At 68.7% G+C, this 19,063-nt stretch carries 20 protein-coding genes; 18 read left to right on the forward strand and 2 right to left on the reverse strand.

The genetic code is table 11. The features are described 5' to 3' along the window. Positions 1–20: 20 nt before the first annotated feature. The 4 genes from thrB (at position 21) to prfA (ending at position 4,888) form a co-directional block, all read left to right on the forward strand. Entirely contained in the window at positions 21–950 is a 930-nt protein-coding gene (gene thrB / locus RR3_RS02685) for a homoserine kinase (RefSeq protein WP_064066609.1), read from the forward strand. A gap of 355 nt (positions 951–1,305) precedes the next feature. Then, a complete protein-coding gene (gene rho, locus RR3_RS02690; protein ID WP_072786324.1) occupies positions 1,306–3,324 on the forward strand; it encodes a transcription termination factor Rho in 2,019 nt (672 codons plus the stop codon). Between the two features lie 140 nt (positions 3,325–3,464). Then, complete coding sequence (gene rpmE / locus RR3_RS02695; protein WP_010595875.1) at positions 3,465–3,698, forward strand: 50S ribosomal protein L31; 234 nt, start codon at positions 3,465–3,467, stop codon at positions 3,696–3,698. Between the two features lie 110 nt (positions 3,699–3,808). After that, entirely contained in the window at positions 3,809–4,888 is a 1,080-nt protein-coding gene (gene prfA, locus RR3_RS02700; RefSeq protein ID WP_010595876.1) for a peptide chain release factor 1, read from the forward strand. A 23-nt stretch (positions 4,889–4,911) separates the two neighbouring features. On the opposite strand, the gene RR3_RS02705 is transcribed toward prfA, so the two are convergent. Next, the gene (locus tag RR3_RS02705; RefSeq protein ID WP_010595877.1) at positions 4,912–5,382 is read right to left on the reverse strand and encodes a hypothetical protein; all 471 of its coding nucleotides are present in this window, start codon (positions 5,380–5,382) and stop codon (positions 4,912–4,914) included. Between the two features lie 125 nt (positions 5,383–5,507). Between RR3_RS02705 and prmC the strand changes: the two genes are divergently transcribed. The 13 genes from prmC to RR3_RS02770 all read left to right on the forward strand — a co-directional run bounded on the left by prmC (position 5,508) and on the right by RR3_RS02770 (position 16,732). Beyond that, positions 5,508–6,428, forward strand: a complete 921-nt coding sequence (gene prmC / locus RR3_RS02710) for a peptide chain release factor N(5)-glutamine methyltransferase (protein WP_026138059.1) — start codon at positions 5,508–5,510, stop codon at positions 6,426–6,428. Positions 6,429–6,464: 36 nt separating this feature from the next. Continuing rightward, complete coding sequence (locus tag RR3_RS02715; RefSeq protein ID WP_010595879.1) at positions 6,465–7,127, forward strand: L-threonylcarbamoyladenylate synthase; 663 nt, start codon at positions 6,465–6,467, stop codon at positions 7,125–7,127. Between the two features lie 18 nt (positions 7,128–7,145). Beyond that, the gene (locus RR3_RS02720; RefSeq protein WP_010595880.1) at positions 7,146–8,351 is read left to right on the forward strand and encodes an MraY family glycosyltransferase; all 1,206 of its coding nucleotides are present in this window, start codon (positions 7,146–7,148) and stop codon (positions 8,349–8,351) included. A gap of 62 nt (positions 8,352–8,413) precedes the next feature. Beyond that, a complete protein-coding gene (locus RR3_RS02725) occupies positions 8,414–8,830 on the forward strand; it encodes a Cg1360 family ATP-synthase-associated protein (RefSeq protein ID WP_010595881.1) in 417 nt (138 codons plus the stop codon). A 259-nt stretch (positions 8,831–9,089) separates the two neighbouring features. Beyond that, positions 9,090–9,938: a F0F1 ATP synthase subunit A gene (gene atpB / locus RR3_RS02730; RefSeq protein ID WP_172603547.1), complete on the forward strand. Its 849-nt coding sequence runs from the start codon at positions 9,090–9,092 to the stop codon at positions 9,936–9,938. A gap of 89 nt (positions 9,939–10,027) precedes the next feature. Beyond that, a complete protein-coding gene (locus RR3_RS02735) occupies positions 10,028–10,279 on the forward strand; it encodes an ATP synthase F0 subunit C (RefSeq protein ID WP_003935756.1) in 252 nt (83 codons plus the stop codon). Between the two features lie 10 nt (positions 10,280–10,289). After that, the gene (locus RR3_RS02740) at positions 10,290–10,850 is read left to right on the forward strand and encodes a F0F1 ATP synthase subunit B (protein WP_006944352.1); all 561 of its coding nucleotides are present in this window, start codon (positions 10,290–10,292) and stop codon (positions 10,848–10,850) included. A gap of 5 nt (positions 10,851–10,855) precedes the next feature. Continuing rightward, positions 10,856–11,695 (forward strand): F0F1 ATP synthase subunit delta, encoded by an 840-nt coding sequence (locus RR3_RS02745; protein ID WP_010595882.1) that lies wholly within the window; start codon positions 10,856–10,858, stop codon positions 11,693–11,695. Between the two features lie 64 nt (positions 11,696–11,759). Beyond that, a complete protein-coding gene (gene atpA / locus RR3_RS02750) occupies positions 11,760–13,403 on the forward strand; it encodes a F0F1 ATP synthase subunit alpha (RefSeq protein WP_017682014.1) in 1,644 nt (547 codons plus the stop codon). Positions 13,404–13,451: 48 nt separating this feature from the next. Then, the gene (locus RR3_RS02755) at positions 13,452–14,435 is read left to right on the forward strand and encodes a F0F1 ATP synthase subunit gamma (RefSeq protein ID WP_010595884.1); all 984 of its coding nucleotides are present in this window, start codon (positions 13,452–13,454) and stop codon (positions 14,433–14,435) included. A 4-nt stretch (positions 14,436–14,439) separates the two neighbouring features. Then, complete coding sequence (gene atpD, locus RR3_RS02760; protein ID WP_010595885.1) at positions 14,440–15,891, forward strand: F0F1 ATP synthase subunit beta; 1,452 nt, start codon at positions 14,440–14,442, stop codon at positions 15,889–15,891. A gap of 6 nt (positions 15,892–15,897) precedes the next feature. Next, a complete protein-coding gene (locus tag RR3_RS02765; RefSeq protein WP_026138061.1) occupies positions 15,898–16,263 on the forward strand; it encodes a F0F1 ATP synthase subunit epsilon in 366 nt (121 codons plus the stop codon). A 46-nt stretch (positions 16,264–16,309) separates the two neighbouring features. Continuing rightward, complete coding sequence (locus RR3_RS02770) at positions 16,310–16,732, forward strand: DUF2550 domain-containing protein (protein WP_010595887.1); 423 nt, start codon at positions 16,310–16,312, stop codon at positions 16,730–16,732. Positions 16,733–16,750: 18 nt separating this feature from the next. Here the strand turns inward: RR3_RS02770 and RR3_RS02775 are convergent, their stop codons facing one another. Continuing rightward, a complete protein-coding gene (locus RR3_RS02775; RefSeq protein WP_010595888.1) occupies positions 16,751–17,323 on the reverse strand; it encodes a cob(I)yrinic acid a,c-diamide adenosyltransferase in 573 nt (190 codons plus the stop codon). Between the two features lie 56 nt (positions 17,324–17,379). Here RR3_RS02775 and murA point away from each other — a divergent pair, with 56 nt between their 5' ends. Next, positions 17,380–18,642 (forward strand): UDP-N-acetylglucosamine 1-carboxyvinyltransferase, encoded by a 1,263-nt coding sequence (gene murA / locus RR3_RS02780; protein ID WP_010595889.1) that lies wholly within the window; start codon positions 17,380–17,382, stop codon positions 18,640–18,642. The last annotated feature ends 421 nt before the right edge of the window (positions 18,643–19,063 follow it).

The following is a 19,063-nucleotide window of genomic DNA, read 5'->3' on the forward strand; positions in this document are numbered from 1 at the left end:
CCTCCGTTGGGAAAGACGACATGACGCAGACGTTGCCCGTCGGGATCTCCGTGACCGCCCGGGTCCCGGCCTCGAGTGCGAATCTGGGACCGGGTTTCGATTCGCTCGGGCTGGCCGTCGGGTTGTACGACGAGATCACCGTCACCACAACCGCATCGGGCCTCGAGGTGCGCGTCGAGGGCGAGGGCGCCGAAGAGGTGCCGTGGGGGCCGTCGCACCTGGTGGTGCGGGCGGTCGAACGTGGCCTCGAAGCCGCCGGCGTGTGGGCGGACGGCCTGGATGTGTTGTGCCGCAACGTAATTCCGCATTCGCGGGGGCTGGGCTCGTCGGCGTCGGCCGCCGTCGGGGGTCTGGCGGCCGCCAACGGGCTCGTGCGCAAGGTGGCGCCCGAGCGCGTGCTCGACGAGTCGCAGCTCGTCCAGCTCGCCTCCGAATTCGAGGGCCACCCGGACAATGCCTCCGCCAGCATTCTCGGGGGCGCGGTCGTGTCGTGGAGCGAGTCGGTCGTCGGCGACGAACAACGCACCTACCGCGCGGTGCCGCTCGCGGTCCACCCGGCGATACGGGTCGTCGTGCTGGTGCCGTCCTCGCGCTCGTCCACCGCCCACACCCGCGGCCTGCTCCCGGATCTCGTGCCGCACCGCGACGCGGCGTTCAACGTCAGTCGCGCGGCACTCGCCGTCGTCGCCCTCACCGATCGGCCGGACCTGCTGATGCCGGCGACCGAGGACCTGCTGCACCAGGCGCAGCGCGCGCCGGCGCTGCCGCTGACCACCAAGTGGATCGCCACCCTGCGTGCCGCGGGCATTCCCGCCGCGGTCTCCGGTGCCGGTCCCACGGTGCTCGCCCTGACGACCGAGCCGCTCCCCGCGGACCTGCGGGCGGCCGCGGAGGCGGACGACATGACCGTGCTCGAACTCGACGTCGCGGACGGCGTGCAGGTCGTATGACCGAGCCCCAGGGCCTGTCGAGTCGGGAGCCGACCCCCGGCGACACGGCCGGGGGTTCTCCTTGCTCAACGTACAGTTCGTCGCTATTCTGTGCTTAGTCCGCACGTCGTGCGTTTCCGTCGCTGGCTTTCCAGGGCATTCACTCCAGATTCATCGGGGCGATCGATCCTGGATCGATCCTCTCCTGACATCGTTTCGGGGAGACGGACCGACCGCATCTGCCGGAGGATGGCGTGATGGCGGACGTGCCGACCGTTCGATCCGTGAACACGTACGGCAATCCCAGATCGATGCCAGATCTGCGGAACGAACCCTCGACTCTGCGTGGCGCGAGTGAGGGAAGGAAAGGATCTCCGTGACAGATACGGACCTGATCGCTACGCCTGTTCTCGATACCACGGATTCGTCCGCGGGAGCGCAGGCCACCGATCCTGCACAGACTGCACCGCGTGCCGGCCGGCGTGGTGCCGGTCTCTCCGGCATGGTGCTGGCCGAGCTGCGGACCCTCGCGGCCGAACTCGGCATCAAGGGAACCTCCGGGATGCGTAAGGGCGATCTCATCGCCGCGATCAAGGAGCGGCAGAGCGGCGGAGCCGCCGAGCCGGCTCCTGCGCCGGAACAGCCCGCCCGGACCGCCCGGACTCGTCGCGCCCGTGGTGCCGCCCAGGACGCGGCCGGCGCCGACACCGCCGCCTCTGCGGACACTGCCGCCCCCGCCGCCGAGTCGGCGCAGGCGCAGCCCGCTGCGACGACGTCGCCCGAACGGCCTGCCGCGGCGGAACAGCCCGCCGAGGGCGAGGCCGAGGGTGGCCGCCGGGGTCGTCAGCGTCGCGGTCGCCGAGGTGGCGACCAGGCCGCCGAGACGGCCACCACCGAGGCCCCCAAGGACGCCGCCGAGGCACGAGCCGACGAGAAGCCGCGCGCCGAGGAGAAGACCGAGGAGAAGGCCGAACCGTCCGACGGCGGTCGCCGCGAGCGCGGTCAGCGCGACGGCCAGCGTGACCAGCGCGACGGCCAGCGTGACCAGCGCGACGGCCAGCGTGACCAGGGCGAACGCCGCCGCGAGGACCGTGGTCAGGGTCCCCGTCAGGACGGCCGCGACGGCCGGGGTGGCGACGACGACGAGGACGGCCGCGGACGCCGCGGCCGGCGCTTCCGGGAGCGTCGTCGCGGACGCGACCGCGGCGAGGCCGGGGGGGACACCCGCGAGCCCGAGATCCGCGAGGACGACGTCCTGCAGCCGGTCGCCGGAATCCTCGACGTCCTGGACAACTACGCGTTCGTCCGGACCTCCGGGTACCTGGCCGGTCCCAACGACGTGTACGTCTCGATGAACATGGTGCGCAAGAACGGCCTGCGCCGCGGCGACGCCATCACCGGCGCGGTCCGCGTGCCGCGTGAGGGGGAGCAGGGCAACCAGCGGCAGAAGTTCAACCCGCTGGTCCGGCTCGACACGGTCAACGGCGGCGACGTCGAGGCCGCCAAGCGCCGCCCGGAGTTCAACAAGCTCACCCCGCTGTACCCGAACCAGCGGCTGCGGCTCGAGACCACCCCGAACATCCTCACCACCCGCGTGATCGACCTGATCATGCCGATCGGCAAGGGCCAGCGTGCCCTGATCGTCTCGCCGCCGAAGGCCGGCAAGACGACGGTGATGCAGGACATCGCGAACGCGATCACGACCAACAACCCCGAGTGCTACCTGATGGTCGTGCTGGTGGACGAGCGGCCCGAAGAGGTCACCGACATGCAGCGTTCGGTCAAGGGCGAGGTCATCGCCTCGACCTTCGACCGGCCGCCGTCGGACCACACGTCGGTCGCCGAGCTGGCCATCGAGCGTGCCAAGCGGCTCGTCGAGCAGGGCCGCGACGTCGTCGTCCTGCTCGACTCGATCACCCGCCTCGGCCGCGCGTACAACAACTCGTCGCCGGCGTCGGGCCGCATCCTCTCCGGTGGTGTCGACTCGACCGCCCTGTACCCGCCGAAGCGGTTCCTGGGCGCGGCTCGCAACATCGAGAACGGCGGCTCGCTCACCATCATCGCCACGGCCATGGTGGAGACGGGTTCGACGGGCGACACGGTGATCTTCGAGGAGTTCAAGGGCACCGGCAACGCCGAGCTCAAGCTCGATCGCAAGATCGCCGAGCGACGCGTGTTCCCGGCGGTGGACGTCAACCCCTCCGGCACGCGCAAGGACGAGCTGCTGATGAGCCCCGACGAGTTCGCGGTGGTGCACAAGCTGCGCCGCGTGCTCTCCGGCCTGGACTCGCACCAGGCCATCGATCTGCTCATCGACCGGCTCAAGAAGAGCAAGAGCAACATCGAGTTCCTCCTGCAGGTGTCGAAGACGGCGCCGGGAGCACTCGACGACTGATCGCCGCGGCCGCGGCGGCGCATGCCCGGGACGGAATTTCTCGTCCCGGGCCTGCGTTTGGCATAATCGAACAGCTCAGTCCGGTCCCGGTTCACGTCTCCGATCCGCGGAGGCGACCCGGCGGCCACGAAAGGGACACCATGAAGGCAGGAATCCACCCCAACTACGGGACGACCACGGTCGTCTGCGGTTGCGGGAACACGTTCGAGACGCGCAGCACCGCGGAGTCGGGACGGATCACCGTCGAGGTCTGCTCGCAGTGCCACCCGTTCTACACGGGCAAGCAGAAGATCCTCGACACCGGCGGACGCGTCGCCCGCTTCGAGGCTCGCTACGGCAAGCGCGCCTCCAAGAAGGCCGCTGCCGACCAGTAGCTGTCTCGCCGACGCCCGGTTCTGTCTCAGTCACAGGCCGGGCGTCGGCTTTTTTTCTCCGGATCCGTGCGCGGCACGGGCCGCCACGACGGACGAGTGGAGCGAATCACATGGCGGGGCAGACCAAGCCGTCGGCCATCGACGACATCCTGGCCGAACACGCCGGACTCGAGCAGCAGCTGTCCGACCCGGCGCTGCACAACGACCCGGCGGCGGCGCGCAGGGTCGGCAAGCGGTTCGCCGAGCTCGCTCCCGTCATGGCCACCTACACCAAGCTGCGGGCCGCGCGCGACGATCTCGAGGCCGCGCGGGAACTGGCCGCGGACGACGCCGCGTTCGCCGCCGAGGTGCCGGCTCTCGAAGAACGCGTCGGCGAGCTCGACAAGGCCCTCACCGACCTGCTCGCCCCCCGCGACCCGCACGACGGGGACGACGTCGTGCTCGAGGTCAAGTCGGGGGAGGGCGGGGAGGAATCCGCGCTGTTCGCCGCCGACCTCGCCCGCATGTACATCCGGTACGCGGAACGCGCCGGCTGGCGCGTGGAGGTCCTCGGCGCGACCATCTCCGATCTCGGCGGCTACAAGGACGCGACGCTGTCGATCAAGTCGAAGAGCGATGTGCGTGACGGTGTCTGGTCCCGCCTGAAGTTCGAGGGCGGGGTGCATCGTGTCCAGCGCGTCCCCGTCACCGAGTCCCAGGGCCGCGTGCACACCTCCGCGGCCGGCGTGTTCATCTATCCCGAGCCGGACGAGGTGGAGCAAGTCCAGATCGACGAGTCGGATCTGCGCATCGACGTGTACCGCTCCTCCGGCAAGGGCGGTCAGGGCGTCAACACCACCGACTCGGCGGTGCGCATCACGCACCTGCCCACGGGCATCGTCGTCACCTGCCAGAACGAGCGGTCCCAGCTGCAGAACAAGGCGCGGGCGATGCAGGTCCTCGCCGCGCGGCTGCAGGCGGCGGCGGAGGAGGCCGCCGAGGCGGAGGCGTCTGCGGGACGGGCCAGCCAGGTGCGCACGGTGGACCGCTCCGAACGCATCCGCACCTACAACTTCCCCGAGAACCGGATCACCGATCACCGCATCGGCTTCAAGGCCCACAACCTCGACGCGGTGCTCGACGGCGACATGGACGCCCTGCTCGATGCACTGGGCACGGCCGACCGGGAGGCCCGGCTCACGGCGGAATGACGCGTGAGCCGGGTACCGGTCCGTTACGGAGCGGGCTCGCCGGGCTCGTCACCCGGGTCGTCGTCCCCGGGCACCTGCGAGATGTCGATGCCGGGAAGCAGGAAGCAGTTCTCACCCTTCGCGTTCCGGTGCGGTCCCCACACGGCGGACACGACCGTGCCGGGTCCCGTGTTCAGGAGCGCGACCGGAACCTCGCTGCTCTGCGGCGACGCGGTCAACGAGGCGCCCCCGGTCTGCCAGGTGGCCGTGTTGACCCAGTTGAGCTGCCCGTTCTGCGCCTTCTGCTCGCCGACCGCGAAGAACAGCTGACCCTCCTCGAGGGCCTCGCTGTCCGTCTCGGTCACGCTGTGGACCGGCGCGACGTAGCTGCAGAGCAGCGGGGTGGGTTGGACGTCGATCGGCGACGCGGACGCGAGTCCGGGTGCCGCGAGGGCGCCGGCGGCACCGAATGCGACGACGGACGCTGCCCGAACCGTGAATTTCGACTTCGTCACAGGAAGATCCTCTCCGTAGTTCCGTAGTCCTGGTCCGAATCGGACGATTCCGATCATGCCGTACACCGACCCGATGAGTGACCTGTCCGTTTCCGTCGCGTGACCGGCATGGCAGTCTGTACGCCGTGACTCGTCAACCCCTGCGCCTGGCGATCCTCGAAGCGGTGTCGGTGCTCGAGGAAGCCGGTGTCCCCAGTCCGCGTGTGGACGCCGAACTGCTCGCCGCGCACCTGCTCGGCATCGAGCGCACCCGTCTCGGGCTCGTGCCGCTCGTCGACCCGGCCATGGTCGACGCGTACCGGGCGATGATCGCGCAGCGCGCCAAGCGGATCCCGTTGCAGTACATCACCGGCAGCACGGGAATGGGGGAGATCGACATCGAGGTGGGTCCCGGCGTCTTCGTCCCGCGACCCGAAACCGAACTACTGCTGGCCTGGGCCCTGGCGCACCTCGAGGGCCTGCAGGAAAATCCGCCGGTCGTGCTCGACCTGTGCACCGGCTCGGGCGCCCTCGCGCTGGCGATCGCGCACGCCCGGCCCGACGCGATCGTGCACGCGGTCGAACTCGAGCCCCATGCCCTCGCCTGGGCGCGGCGGAACGCGGAACGCTGCGCGGCGGCAGGAGACACGCCGATCCTCCTGCATCAGGGAGACGTGACGGACCGCAACCTGCTCACCGCCCTCGAGGGCCGGGTCGACGTCGTGGTGTCGAACCCGCCCTACATCCCCGAGGGCACCGACCTCCCGCCCGAGGTGATCGAGCACGATCCGCACTCGGCGCTGTTCGGCGGCCCGGACGGGCTGTCGGTGATCAAACCGATGGTCGCGAACATCGCCCGGTGGCTGCGCATCGGCGGTGCGGTCGGCATCGAGCACGACGACACCAACGGGCCCCTGGTCGCGGAGCTGTTCGCGCAGCGCCGCGTGTTCGGTGAGGTGACCGAGCACCCGGATCTGGCGGGGCGGCCGCGGTTCGTCGTCGCCCGCCGGGTCCCGACCGACGTGGAGGCGCGACGTGCCCGAGCGCAGGGGGAGTCCGGTGTGTGATGCCGGACTCGTTCGCCGCAGTGGAAGGATGAACCCGTGAGCACCGTCTACGACTGCAACAGCCCCGATTCCCGGGCCGCCGGCCTGACGGCCGCCAAGGGCGCGCTGAAGGCCGGCAGGCTCGTCGTCGTCCCCACCGACACGGTGTACGGGCTCGCGGCGGATGCCTTCGACAGCGATGCGGTGACCGGCCTGCTGCGTGCCAAGGGCCGGGGCCGGGACATGCCGGTGCCGGTGCTCGTCGGGTCGTGGAACACGATCGACGGCCTGGTGAACACCGTCCGCCCGCAGGCGCGGGAACTGATCCGCGCGTTCTGGCCCGGCGGTCTGAGTCTTGTTGTGCACCAAGCTCCCTCGCTCGCGTGGGACCTGGGGGATACGCGCGGCACCGTGATGCTGCGCATGCCACTGCACCCCGTGGTGCTCGAGCTGCTGCGCGAGGTGGGCCCCCTGGCGGTGTCGAGCGCGAACGTCTCCGGCCGGCCGCCGGCCACCACGGTGGACGAGGCGCGCGCCCAGCTCGGCGGATCGGCCAGCGTGTACCTCGACGGCGGCCCGGCCGAACACGCCGTCGCCTCCACCATCGTCGACCTGACCGCCGATCGTCCGCGCGTGCTGCGCGAGGGGGCCGTGGCGGTCGAGGACATCGCGGAGGTGCTGGGCGAGGATCCGGCGCAGCTGCGTACCGGCGGGGAGTGACGGCGGGGACCGGACGAAGTGACTGTCGCCGACACGGCATCCCTGGTGCTGGCCCAATCGGGCCGCGGCGCCGGCGTGCCCATCCGCGAGCTGCTGCTCGTGCTCCTCACCGCCGCGGTCGTCACCTTCCTCTCGACGGGGGCCGTGCGGATCGCCGCGATCCGGTTCGGCGCCGTCGCGGTGCCCCGGGACCGGGACGTGCATGTGCAGCCGACACCGCGGCTGGGCGGCGTCGGAATGTACTTCGGCTTGGTGGCGGGCCTGCTGTTCGCCCAGCAACTGCCCGCCCTGACCCGAGGGTTCGAGTACACCCCCGACATGGGAGCGGCGCTGGTCTCGGGCACCATCATCGTGATCGTCGGGATCATCGACGACCGTTGGGGACTCGACGCGCTGACCAAGTTCGTCGGGCAGGTCACGGCGGCGGGCGTGCTCGTCGTCATGGGCGTGAGCTGGATCGTCATCTACGAGCCCTTCGGTGGCAGCACCCTCATCCTCGACCAGCTGCAGGCGGGACTGTTCACCGTCCTGGTTGCGGTGGTGATGATCAACGCGATGAACTTCGTCGACGGTCTCGACGGTCTCGCGGCCGGTCTCGGGCTGATCGCGGCCGTCGCGATCTGTGTGTTCTCCGTCGGGCTGCTGCACGATCAGGGCGGGGATGTGGGGGCGTATCCGCCCGCCCTGATCGCCGCGGCCCTCGCGGGAGCCTGCCTCGGCTTCCTGCCGCACAACTTCCAGCCGGCCCGGATCTTCATGGGCGACTCCGGATCGATGCTGATCGGCCTGATGCTGGCGGCGATCTCGACGAGCGCGTCGGGACGCATCCCCTTGGCGGCCTACGGCACCCGCGACCTGCTCGGCCTGCTCTCCCCGCTGATCCTCGTGGGGGCGGTCATGTTCATCCCCATCCTCGACCTGCTGCTGGCGGTCGTCCGGCGCACCCGGGCCGGGGTCAGCCCGTTCAGCCCGGACAAGATGCACCTGCACCATCGACTGCTGCAGATCGGGCACTCGCACCGCCGGGTGGTGCTGTTGATCTACCTGTGGGTCGGGGTGCTCGCGTTCGGGGCCGTCGGTTCCTCGCTGCTCGACCGGCGGGCCGTCGTACTGCTCATGGCGGGTGGACTGGTGTTCGCGCTGGTCGTCACGGCGGTGCCGTCGCTGCGTCACGACGACGCCGGCCGTCCCCGGCGACGCCGGCGCCGGGGACGGGTCCGTTAGGCTTGACTCCCGTGACCTCCCCGGATCAGCCCTTGCCCGCCCTGCCCGATTCCTCCGCGCCGATGCGCGCCGCCGTCCGGTACGGCGTGCTCGGGCTCATCGTGCTGACGGTCGTCGCCACCGTGATCGGTGGCCTCGTCGCCGGTCTGCCGGGCGTGTGGGGTGCGCTGATCGGCGCTGCCGTGGGCGGCGGCTTCATCCTCTTCACCGCGCTCGGCGTGCTGCTCACCGCCCGTCTTCCGGCGACGACGGCGGGTGCGGTGCTGCTGGGCACCTGGCTGCTCAAGCTGATCCTCGCGATCGTGGTGATGATGCTGCTCAGGCCGCTCGACTTCTACGACAAGGGCGTGCTCGTGCTCACGATCGTCTTCGCGCTGCTCGTCGTCCTGGGCGCCGAGACCTACGGCGTGCTGTCGCAGCGCGCGCTCTACGTGGAGCCTGCCGGTAGCGCTGAGCAGGGGAACAACGACGAACGGTAGTACCGTCGTTGTCAATGACCTCGCGGTACGGGCACCCGCCTACACAACGTCGTAGAAGTGTTGATAAGGTCGTCCCAAGCGAGTGCGACTGCCTGCGATTCCCGAGGAGTCGAGTGCGGTTGTGTCCTCGCAGGCGGTCGTGTTCGAATGGCCGCCGAGTCGACGAGAGTCGCCGACACCGACAGACGCTGGCCCCGATCGGGAGCCGACAGCAGCTGGCGAATACGCGAGCCGACCTGGTCGACTTGTTGGATCGTCAATGTCCGATCGAACCGCAGACGGCAATGCCTGCGGCCGACTACGGGAGAGAGCGCTGAGCGTCACCACCTTGGCTGCCGGAGAATTCCACGCGCCGTCACTAGCCGATTTCTTCCCCCCAGCAGTTCTGTTCGAAGGCACCCCCTTCGAAATGGACCGCCTGATGCTCATCCGCGTCGTCGTGGCCGTGCTCGTGGCGCTGTTCTTCGCGCTCGCGATGCGCAGCCCGAAGATCGTGCCCCGCGGTGTGCAGAACGTCGCCGAGATCATGATCGACTTCGTGCGGATCAACATCGCCGAGGACATCCTCGGCAAGCAGCAGGGCCGCCGATTCCTTCCGGTTCTCGTGACCATCTTCTTCCTCGTGGTCGGTCTCAACCTGACGTCGGTCATCCCGTTCCTGAACATCTCGTCGAACGCGCGTATCGGCATGCCGATCGTCCTGGCCGCGCTCGCCTACGTCGTCTTCAACTACGTGGGCATCAAGAAGTACGGGTTCTTCCGCTACGTCAAGAGCAGCATCGTCGTGCCGAACCTGCCGCCCGCGCTGCACGTGCTGGTCATCCCGATCGAGTTCATCTCGACGTTCCTGCTGCGCCCGTTCACGCTCACCATCCGTCTCATGGCGAACATGCTGGCCGGCCACATCATGCTGGTGCTGTTCTTCAGCGCAACCCAGTTCTTCTTCTTCAGCGCCGACGGCGCGATGAAGATCTTCGGTATCGGCTCGCTGATCGGTGGCATCGCGTTCACCTTCTTCGAGCTGCTGGTGATCGTCCTGCAGGCGTACATCTTCGCGCTGTTGACTGCGGTGTACATCGACCTCGCGCTGCACGCCGAAGAGCACTAGCACGCCGACCGGCACTACCCACACAACACACAGACTGACTCGGTTGCCGATCCCCGGGGCCGAGCCACAAGAAAGGGAATGGAACACCAATGAGCGTTGCGCTTCAGGCAGTTGACGTCCTCGCCCAGACGGAGAGCACCATCAGCGGTCTCGGTGCGGTCGGCTACGGCCTCGCGGCCATCGGCCCCGGCATCGGCATCGGCATCGTCGTCGGCAAGGCGATCGAGGGCATGGCCCGCCAGCCCGAGATGGCCGGCCAGCTGCGCACCACCATGTTCCTCGGTATCGCGTTCACCGAGGCCCTGGCGCTGATCGGTATCGTCGCCGGCTTCATCTTCTGATCTGACGACCATGGCTGACAGCATCCTGTTGCTCGCGGCGGAGGCAGAGGACCAGAACCCTCTGCTTCCCGCGACGTACGACATCGTCTGGTCGCTGGTCGCCCTGATCATCGTCGGGCTCGTCTTCTGGAAGTACGTGCTTCCGCTGTTCCAGAAGGTGCTCGACGAGCGTTCGGAGCTGATCGAAGGCGGCATCAAGAAGGCCGAGGAAGCTCAGGCCGAGGCAAAGGCCGCGCTCGAGCAGTACCGCGCGCAGCTCGCCGAGGCCCGCACCGAGGCGGCGCAGATCCGTGAGGAGGCCCGCGCCCAGGGCCAGCAGATCATCGCGGACATGAAGGCTCAGGCCCAGGAGGAGAGCGACCGCATCGTCGCCGCCGGTCACAACCAGCTGCAGGCCCAGCGCCAGCAGATCGTGACCGAGCTGCGCGGTGATCTCGGCCGCACCGCCGTGGATCTGGCCGAGAAGGTCATCGGGGAGTCCCTCTCCGACGACGTCAAGCGTGCCGGCTCGATCGACCGCTTCCTCAGCGAGCTCGACTCCCTCAGCGCTGACTCTGCATCCCGAAAGTGAGCACCATGTACGCAGCAAGCCGTGAGGCACTCGCTCAGACGCGTTCCGCGCTGCAGGGCGCGTTGGCGTCGAGCACCGCATCCGCTGCCGCGGGTGCCGCAACTGCAGCTGCGGCGCAGGCCGGCTCCGAGCTGTTCTCGGTGGTCGAGGTGCTCGACGATCAGCGCACCCTGCGGAGTGCGCTGGCCGACGCCTCGGCCCCGGCAGCCGGCCGGCAGGCGCTGGCCGAGCGGGTCTTCGGGAGCAAGGTCTCGCCCGTCACCCTCGCGACCCTGAAGGCGGCGGCAGGGCAGGACTGGTCGACCCAGTCCGACCTGACCAACTCCCTCGTTCAGCTGGGTCGCGAAGCCCTCCTGACGGCAGCGGCCGACCAGAACCAGCTCGACACCGTCGAGGACGAGCTGTTCCGGCTCGGTCGCATCGTGGCCGGCAACGCCGAGCTCGAGCAGGCCCTCTCCGATCGCACCAAGCCGCTGGCGGCCAAGCGCGAGTTCCTCTCGCGGTTGCTCTACGGCAAGTCCACCGCGATCACCGAGGCCCTGGCCGTGCAGGCCGTCGGACGGCTGAAGAGCAAGGCCCCGGCCGATGCGTTCGACGAACTGTCGAACCTCGCCGCCACCCAGCGGGACCGCGCCGTCGCCCATGTGCGCAGTGCGGCACCCCTCAGCGCGGCGCAGACCGAACGGCTCACCGGTATCCTGACCAGAACGTACGGCAAGCCGGTCACGGTGCACGTCGAGGTGGTTCCCGAGCTTCTCAGTGGATTGGTCGTCCGGGTGGGCGACGAGGTCATCGACGGCACCGCCGCGGGTCGACTCGCCGCAGTGCGCAAGAGCCTCACGTAGTCCACTACCGAACACACACACATTGCGATCTTTTCGAAGACCAGATACCGAGAGCAGGAAGAACATGGCGGAGCTGACGATCTCCTCCGACGAGATCCGTAGCGCGATCGACAACTACACCGCGAGCTACTCCCCGGAGGCCTCCCGCGAGGAGGTCGGCGTGGTCGCCGACACCAGTGACGGCATCGCGCACATCAGCGGTCTGCCGTCGGCGATGGCCAACGAGCTGCTGGAGTTCCCCGGCGGTGTGCTGGGCGTGGCCCTGAACCTCGACGCCACCGAGATCGGTGCTGTCATCCTCGGCGACTACCAGGACCTCGAAGAGGGCCAGGAAGTCAAGCGGACCGGCGACGTTCTGTCGGTGCCGGTCGGCGACGGCTACCTCGGCCGCGTCGTGAACCCCCTGGGTCAGCCGATCGACGGCCTCGGCGACATCGAGGCGACCGAGAACCGGGCCCTGGAGCTGCAGGCCGCGACCGTGCTGCAGCGCCAGCCGGTCGAGGAGCCGCTGCAGACCGGCATCAAGGCCATCGACGCGATGACCCCGATCGGCCGCGGCCAGCGCCAGCTGGTCATCGGTGACCGCAAGACGGGCAAGACCGCCGTCTGCGTCGACGCGATCCTGAACCAGAAGGCCAACTGGGCCACCGGCGACCCGAAGCAGCAGGTCCGCTGCATCTACGTCGCGATCGGCCAGAAGGGCTCCACCATCGCGGGCGTCAAGGCTGCCCTCGAGGAGCACGGCGCGATGGAGTACACCACCATCGTCGCGGCCCCCGCGTCCGACTCCGCCGGCTTCAAGTGGCTCGCCCCCTACACCGGTTCGGCCATCGGCCAGCACTGGATGTACCAGGGCAAGCACGTGCTCATCGTGTTCGACGACCTCACCAAGCAGGCCGAGGCGTACCGCGCCATCTCCCTGCTGCTGCGCCGCCCGCCGGGACGTGAGGCCTACCCGGGCGACGTGTTCTACCTGCACTCGCGTCTGCTGGAGCGCTCGGCCAAGCTGTCCGACGAGCTCGGCGGCGGTTCTCTGACCGCCCTGCCGATCATCGAGACCAAGGCCAACGACGTCTCGGCCTACATTCCGACCAACGTCATCTCCATCACCGACGGCCAGGTCTTCCTCGAGTCCGACCTGTTCAACAAGGGCATCCGTCCCGCCATCAACGTCGGTATCTCGGTTTCCCGAGTCGGTGGCGCCGCGCAGACCAAGGGCATGAAGAAGGTCTCCGGCTCGCTGCGTCTCGAGCTTGCGCAGTTCCGCGAGCTCGAAGCGTTCGCCGCCTTCGCCTCCGACCTCGACGCGGCGTCGAAGGCGCAGCTCGAGCGCGGCCAGCGTCTGGTCGAGCTCCTCAAGCAGGACCAGTACGCCCCGGTCGCCGTCGAGGACCAGATCGTGTCGATCTACCTCGCCGGTCAGGGTGTCTACGACTCGGTGCCCGTCGGTGACGTGCGCCGCTTCGAGACCGAGCTGCTCGAGGACCTGCACCACAGCGCGTCGGGTGTCTACGAGCAGATCGCCGGCGGCAAGGCGCTGACCGACGAGTCCGCCTCCGCGCTGCTCGCCGCGACCAACAAGTTCAAGGAGGGCTTCATCGCCTCCGACGGAACCCGCGTCGTGAACGAGGCCGAGGCCGAGGCCCTGGGCGCCGACGAGGTCGAGCAGGAGCAGGTTTCCGTCAAGCGCACCACTGTTCGCAAGTGAGCGTGGAGACCATGACCCAGCGTCCTGTGAAGGGAGTGTGATCGACGAATGGCAAGCCTGCGCGAGCTCCGCTCGCGGATCAAGTCGGTCAACTCGACCAAGAAGATCACCAAGGCGCAGGAGCTGATCGCGACGTCGCGGATCACGAAGGCTCAGGCCCGAGTGGCAGCGTCCAAGCCGTACGCCGAGGAGATCACCAAGGTGCTCTCCGAGCTGGCGAGTGCGTCCGCGTCGCTGGATCACCCCCTGCTCAACGAGCGGCCCAACCCGAGGCGTGCTGCGGTCCTGGTCGTCACCAGCGACCGCGGTATGGCCGGTGGCTACAACGCCAACGTCCTCAAGGAGGCCGAGGAACTGCGTCAGCTGCTGGTCAGCGAGGGCAAGGAGCCGGTGCTCTACGTGCTCGGTGCCAAGGGCCTGAGCTACTACACCTTCCGCGGCCGGCCGGTCGCGGGGGCGTGGACCGGGTTCTCCCAGGAGCCGCGCTACACCGATGCGGCCAAGGCGAGCCGTCACCTGGTGGAGCTGTTCATGGCGGGCTCCGGCAACGAGGTTCCCGCGCCGAACGGTGAGGGCACGATCGAGGGCGTCGACGAACTGCACATCGTCTACACCCGCTTCGTCTCGATGCTGACCCAGAGCCCCGAGGTGCGCCGCATGGCGCCGCTCGAGGTGACCGTCACCGAGGACGAGATCGACCTCGGTGAGGACATGCTCACCGACGGCCGGCACGTCGGCAGCAACGGCGGTCCGCGGCCCGGCTACAACTTCGAGCCGGAGGCCTCGACGCTGCTCGCGGCCCTGCTGCCGAAGTACATCAGCACCCGCATCTTCGCGTCGCTGCTCGATGCCGCGGCGTCGGAGTCGGCCGCACGGCGTACCGCCATGAAGGCGGCCACCGACAACGCCACGGAACTGGTGAACACCCTCAGCCGTCAGGCCAACCAGGCCCGCCAGGCCCAGATCACCCAGGAAATCAGCGAGATCGTCGGCGGTGCCAACGCGCTCGCCTCGAGTGCAGGAAGTGACTAAGCACATGACCGCAGCAGCAACCGATAACTACGGGGCGGGGGCGGCCTCGGCCACTGCCGGCCGCGTCGTTCGGGTCATCGGGCCCGTCGTGGACGTCGAGTTCCCGCGTGGTGCCGTTCCCGATCTGTTCAACGCCCTGCACGCAGAGGTCACTCTGCCGTCCGTGGCGAAGACCCTGACCTTCGAGGTCGCGCAGCACCTGGGTGACAACCTGGTGCGCACGATCTCCATGCAGCCCACCGACGGCCTGGTGCGCGGCACCACGGTCGTCGACACGGGCCGCCCGATCTCGGTGCCGGTCGGCGACGTCGTCAAGGGCCACGTGTTCAACGCCCTCGGTGACTGCCTGGACGCCCCGGGCACCGGACGCGACGGCGAGCAGTGGGGCATCCACCGCAAGCCGCCGGCCTTCGACCAGCTCGAGGGCAAGACCGAGATCCTCGAGACCGGCATCAAGGTCATCGACCTGCTGACCCCGTACGTCAAGGGCGGCAAGATCGGTCTGTTCGGTGGTGCCGGCGTCGGCAAGACCGTTCTGATCCAGGAGATGATCACCCGTATCGCGCGTGAGTTCTCCGGCACGTCGGTGTTCGCCGGCGTCGGCGAGCGCACCCGTGAGGGCACCGACCTCCACCTCGAGATGGAGGAGATGGGCGTCCTCCAGGACACCGCCCTCGTCTTCGGCCAGATGGACGAGCCGCCGGGAACGCGTATGCGCGTCGCCCTGTCCGCGCTGACCATGGCGGAGTACTTCCGCGATGTCCAGGGCCAGGACGTGCTGCTGTTCATCGACAACATCTTCCGCTTCACCCAGGCCGGCTCCGAGGTCTCGACGCTGCTCGGCCGCATGCCGTCGGCCGTGGGTTACCAGCCGACCCTCGCGGACGAGATGGGTGAGCTCCAGGAGCGCATCACCTCGACCCGTGGTCGTTCGATCACCTCGCTGCAGGCGATCTACGTGCCCGCCGACGACTACACCGACCCGGCGCCGGCCACGACGTTCGCGCACCTCGATGCGACCACCGAGCTCTCGCGTCCGATCTCGCAGATGGGTATCTACCCCGCTGTGGACCCGCTGACGTCGACCTCGCGCATCCTCGAGCCCGGCATCGTCGGTGCCGAGCACTTCCGGGTCGCCAACGAGGTCAAGCGGATCCTGCAGAAGTACAAGGAGCTGCAGGACATCATCGCCATCCTCGGCATGGACGAGCTCTCCGAGGAGGACAAGGTCCTCGTCGGCCGCGCCCGTCGTATCCAGAAGTTCCTCGGCCAGAACTTCATCGTCGCCGAGAAGTTCACCGGCGAGCCCGGCTCCGTGGTGCCGCTGCGTGACACCATCGAGGCGTTCGACCGCGTCACCAAGGGTGAGTTCGACCACCTGCCCGAGCAGGCGTTCAACAGCTGCGGTGGACTCGACGACGTCGAGGCCGCTGCCAAGAAGATCGCCGGGAAGTAGTCCGCGATGGCTGAAATGACCGTGGACCTCGTTGCCGTCGAGGAGCGCCTCTGGTCGGGCACCGCCCGGCTGGTCAGCGCCCAGACGACCGAGGGCGAGATCGGTGTCATGCCGGGCCACGAGCCGGTCCTCGGCCAGCTCGTGGAAGGCGGTGTCGTCTCCATCACCACCGCCGACGGCGATCGGGTCGTCGCGGCCGTGCACGGCGGTTTCCTCTCGGTGACCGCCACGACGGTGACGATCCTCGCGGAGGCTGCGGAGCTGACGGAGAACATCGACGTCGAGTCCGCGCGCGCCGTGCTGAGCGACAGCCAGGACGAGGCCGAGATCGCGGCAGCCCGGGGCCGACTCCGGGCCGTCGAGCGGGCCTGACGGATACGACAAGCCGCGACGGAGCCGACGAGCAGTGTCAGTTGGAATGATTGTTCTCATCGTTCTGGTGATACTGCTCGCGGTTGCCGTCGCGGCTTTTCTGTATCGCCTCCTCACCCTGCGGGGCGGGGGTACCGCAGCGATACTGCGCCGGCTGCCCAACGGCGCCGGCGCCGGGTGGCGGCACGGCGTCATCCGTTACGGCGAGCGCACGCTCGTCTTCTACAAGCTCTCGAGCCTGCGTCCGGGTCCGGACTCGCGGCTGGCCCGGCAGGGCGTCGAGGTACGCAATCGTCGAGCGCCCGAGGGCAGCGAGTACGACATCATGACCGAGGACATCGTGATCCTCGAAGTCCAGGATGGCGCAAGCAGTTTCGAGATTGCACTCGACAGCGGCGCGCTGACCGCCTTCCTGTCCTGGATCGAATCCCGTCCGTCGGACCGGTCCGTGCGCGGTCGGCCGAACTGACGCCCGGCCGACCGTTCTTCACGCGCCCGCGCCCGGCTTCCAGAGCACATCCCCGCCCGGGTTCGCGACCCGGCCGAGGATGAAGAGCAGATCCGACAGCCGGTTGAGGTACTTCGCCGGCAGCACATTCGTATCGTCCGGGTGAGCGGCCACCGCCGCCCACGCCGAGCGCTCCGCCCGCCGTGCCACCGTCCGCGCCGTGTGCAGCTGGGCCGCCAGGACGGTACCGCCGGGAAGAATGAAGGAATCGAGCGGCGCCAGACCCTCGTTGAACTCGTCGCACCAGCGTTCGAGCCGATCGATGTACGCCTGGGTGATCCGCAGCGGCGGGTACTTCGGCTCCGGTACCACCGGCGTCGACAGGTCCGCTCCGGCGTCGAACAGGTCGTTCTGGATCTGGCGCAGGACAGGCGCCATCCGCTCCGGTACCTCGGCCGACGCGAGCGCCACCCCGAGTGCCGCGTTCGTCTCGTCGCAGTCCGCGTACGCGACCAGTCTCGGGTCGTTCTTCGACACCCGGGAGAAGTCGCTGAGGCCCGTCGTACCGTCGTCGCCGGTGCGGGTGTAGATCCGTGTGAGATGGACAGCCATGCAGGTCACGGTACCGCTCCCGTATTCCCGCAGTGTGGTCGATAGGCTGTGGCGTTGTGAGTGATCGCTTTCTTGTCTCCGGTGGTAACCGGCTTGTCGGTGAGGTTGTCGTCGGGGGCGCCAAGAACAGCGTGCTCAAGCTGATGGCGGCCGCTCTGTTGGCGGAGGGGACGAGCGTCATCACCAACTGCCCCGACATTCTCGACGTCCCGCTGATGGCCGAGGTCCTGCGCGGGCTCGGATGCGACGTCGAGCTCGAGGGCGACGAGGCGCGCATCACGACTCCCGCGCAGCCGAAGTATCAGGCCGATTTCGCCGCCGTCCGGCAGTTCCGGGCGTCGGTGTGTGTCCTCGGGCCGTTGGTGGCCCGGTGCCGGAAAGCCGTCGTCGCGCTGCCGGGCGGTGACGCCATCGGTTCACGCCCCCTCGACATGCACCAGACGGGGCTCCGACTGCTGGGGGCGCACAGCACCATCGAGCACGGCTGCGTGGTGGCCGAGGCCGACGCCCTGCACGGCAACGCGATCCGGCTGGCCTTTCCGTCGGTCGGGGCCACCGAGAACATCCTGATGGCCGCCGTCCTGGCGAACGGCGAGACCACGATCGACAACGCGGCCCGCGAGCCGGAGATCGTGGACCTGTGCAACATGCTCGTTCAGATGGGGGCCCGCATCTCCGGTGCCGGCACCTCGACACTGACGATCACGGGCGTTCCGCGTCTCGAACCCACCACCCACCGTGTCATCGGAGATCGCATCGTCGCGGCGACATGGGGGATCGCGGCGGCGATGACGCGCGGCGACGTGCGCGTGCGTGGCGTCAACCCGAAGCACCTGAGCCTCGTGCTCGACAAGCTCCGTGCCGCCGGTGCGGAGGTGACCCCCGAAGTCGACGGCTTCCGGGTCGTCCAGCACGACCGTCCCCGAGCGATCAACTTCGCGACCCTGCCGTATCCGGGATTCCCCACCGACCTCCAGCCCATGGCGATCGGTCTCGCGGCAGTCGCCGACGGAACGTCGATGATCACGGAGAATGTCTTCGAGGCGCGGTTCCGGTTCGTCGAGGAGATGATCCGCCTCGGGGCCGACGCTCGCACCGACGGACATCACGCCGTGGTCCGCGGAGTCGAGGAACTGTCGAGCGCGCCGGTGTGGTCGTCGGACATCCGGGCCGGCGCCGGATTGGTCCTGGCCGGACTGTGCGCCGACGGCGTGACCGAGGTGCACGACGTGTACCACATCGATCGCGGCTACCCGAGGTTCGTGGAGATCATCGAGGAACTCGGGGGCGTCATCGAACGGGTGAACTCCGAATCCTGATCTCGATGCCTCGAAAGTGGTTGTGCGCCAAGGCATTTCATGCATCGCAACGAGCGAGCTCCGCCTCCGGAGTCGAGTGTGCCGCGCATCACTGGGAACGGGCAACGCGGCGAGGGTGCCGGAGGCGGTCTGCCACCTGGGGAAACGGCACCGCCTACGAGCTTGACCAGCGGATTTGGTGTCCAGTTATTCGTCCCGTAACTTATTGCAGGTCAGAGCGACACGGACACCGACCCGGCCCGCAGGGACTCGGGACAACGAGGTTGGACGCAGGCGCCTGATTGTTCGGTTCGGAATCTTCTGGTAGGATTCTGGGCCGTTGCCGATCCCACCGAGTGCGTCGGGTTTGTTCCCGGCGGGTGGTGTGGGTAGGCTGGAACGGTTGCCCCGGAGCGCCGCGGACGTTGGTTCGCGGGGTGAT

This window comes from Rhodococcus ruber NBRC 15591, from assembly GCF_001894945.1.
Classification (GTDB): Bacteria; Actinomycetota; Actinomycetes; order Mycobacteriales; family Mycobacteriaceae; genus Rhodococcus; species Rhodococcus ruber.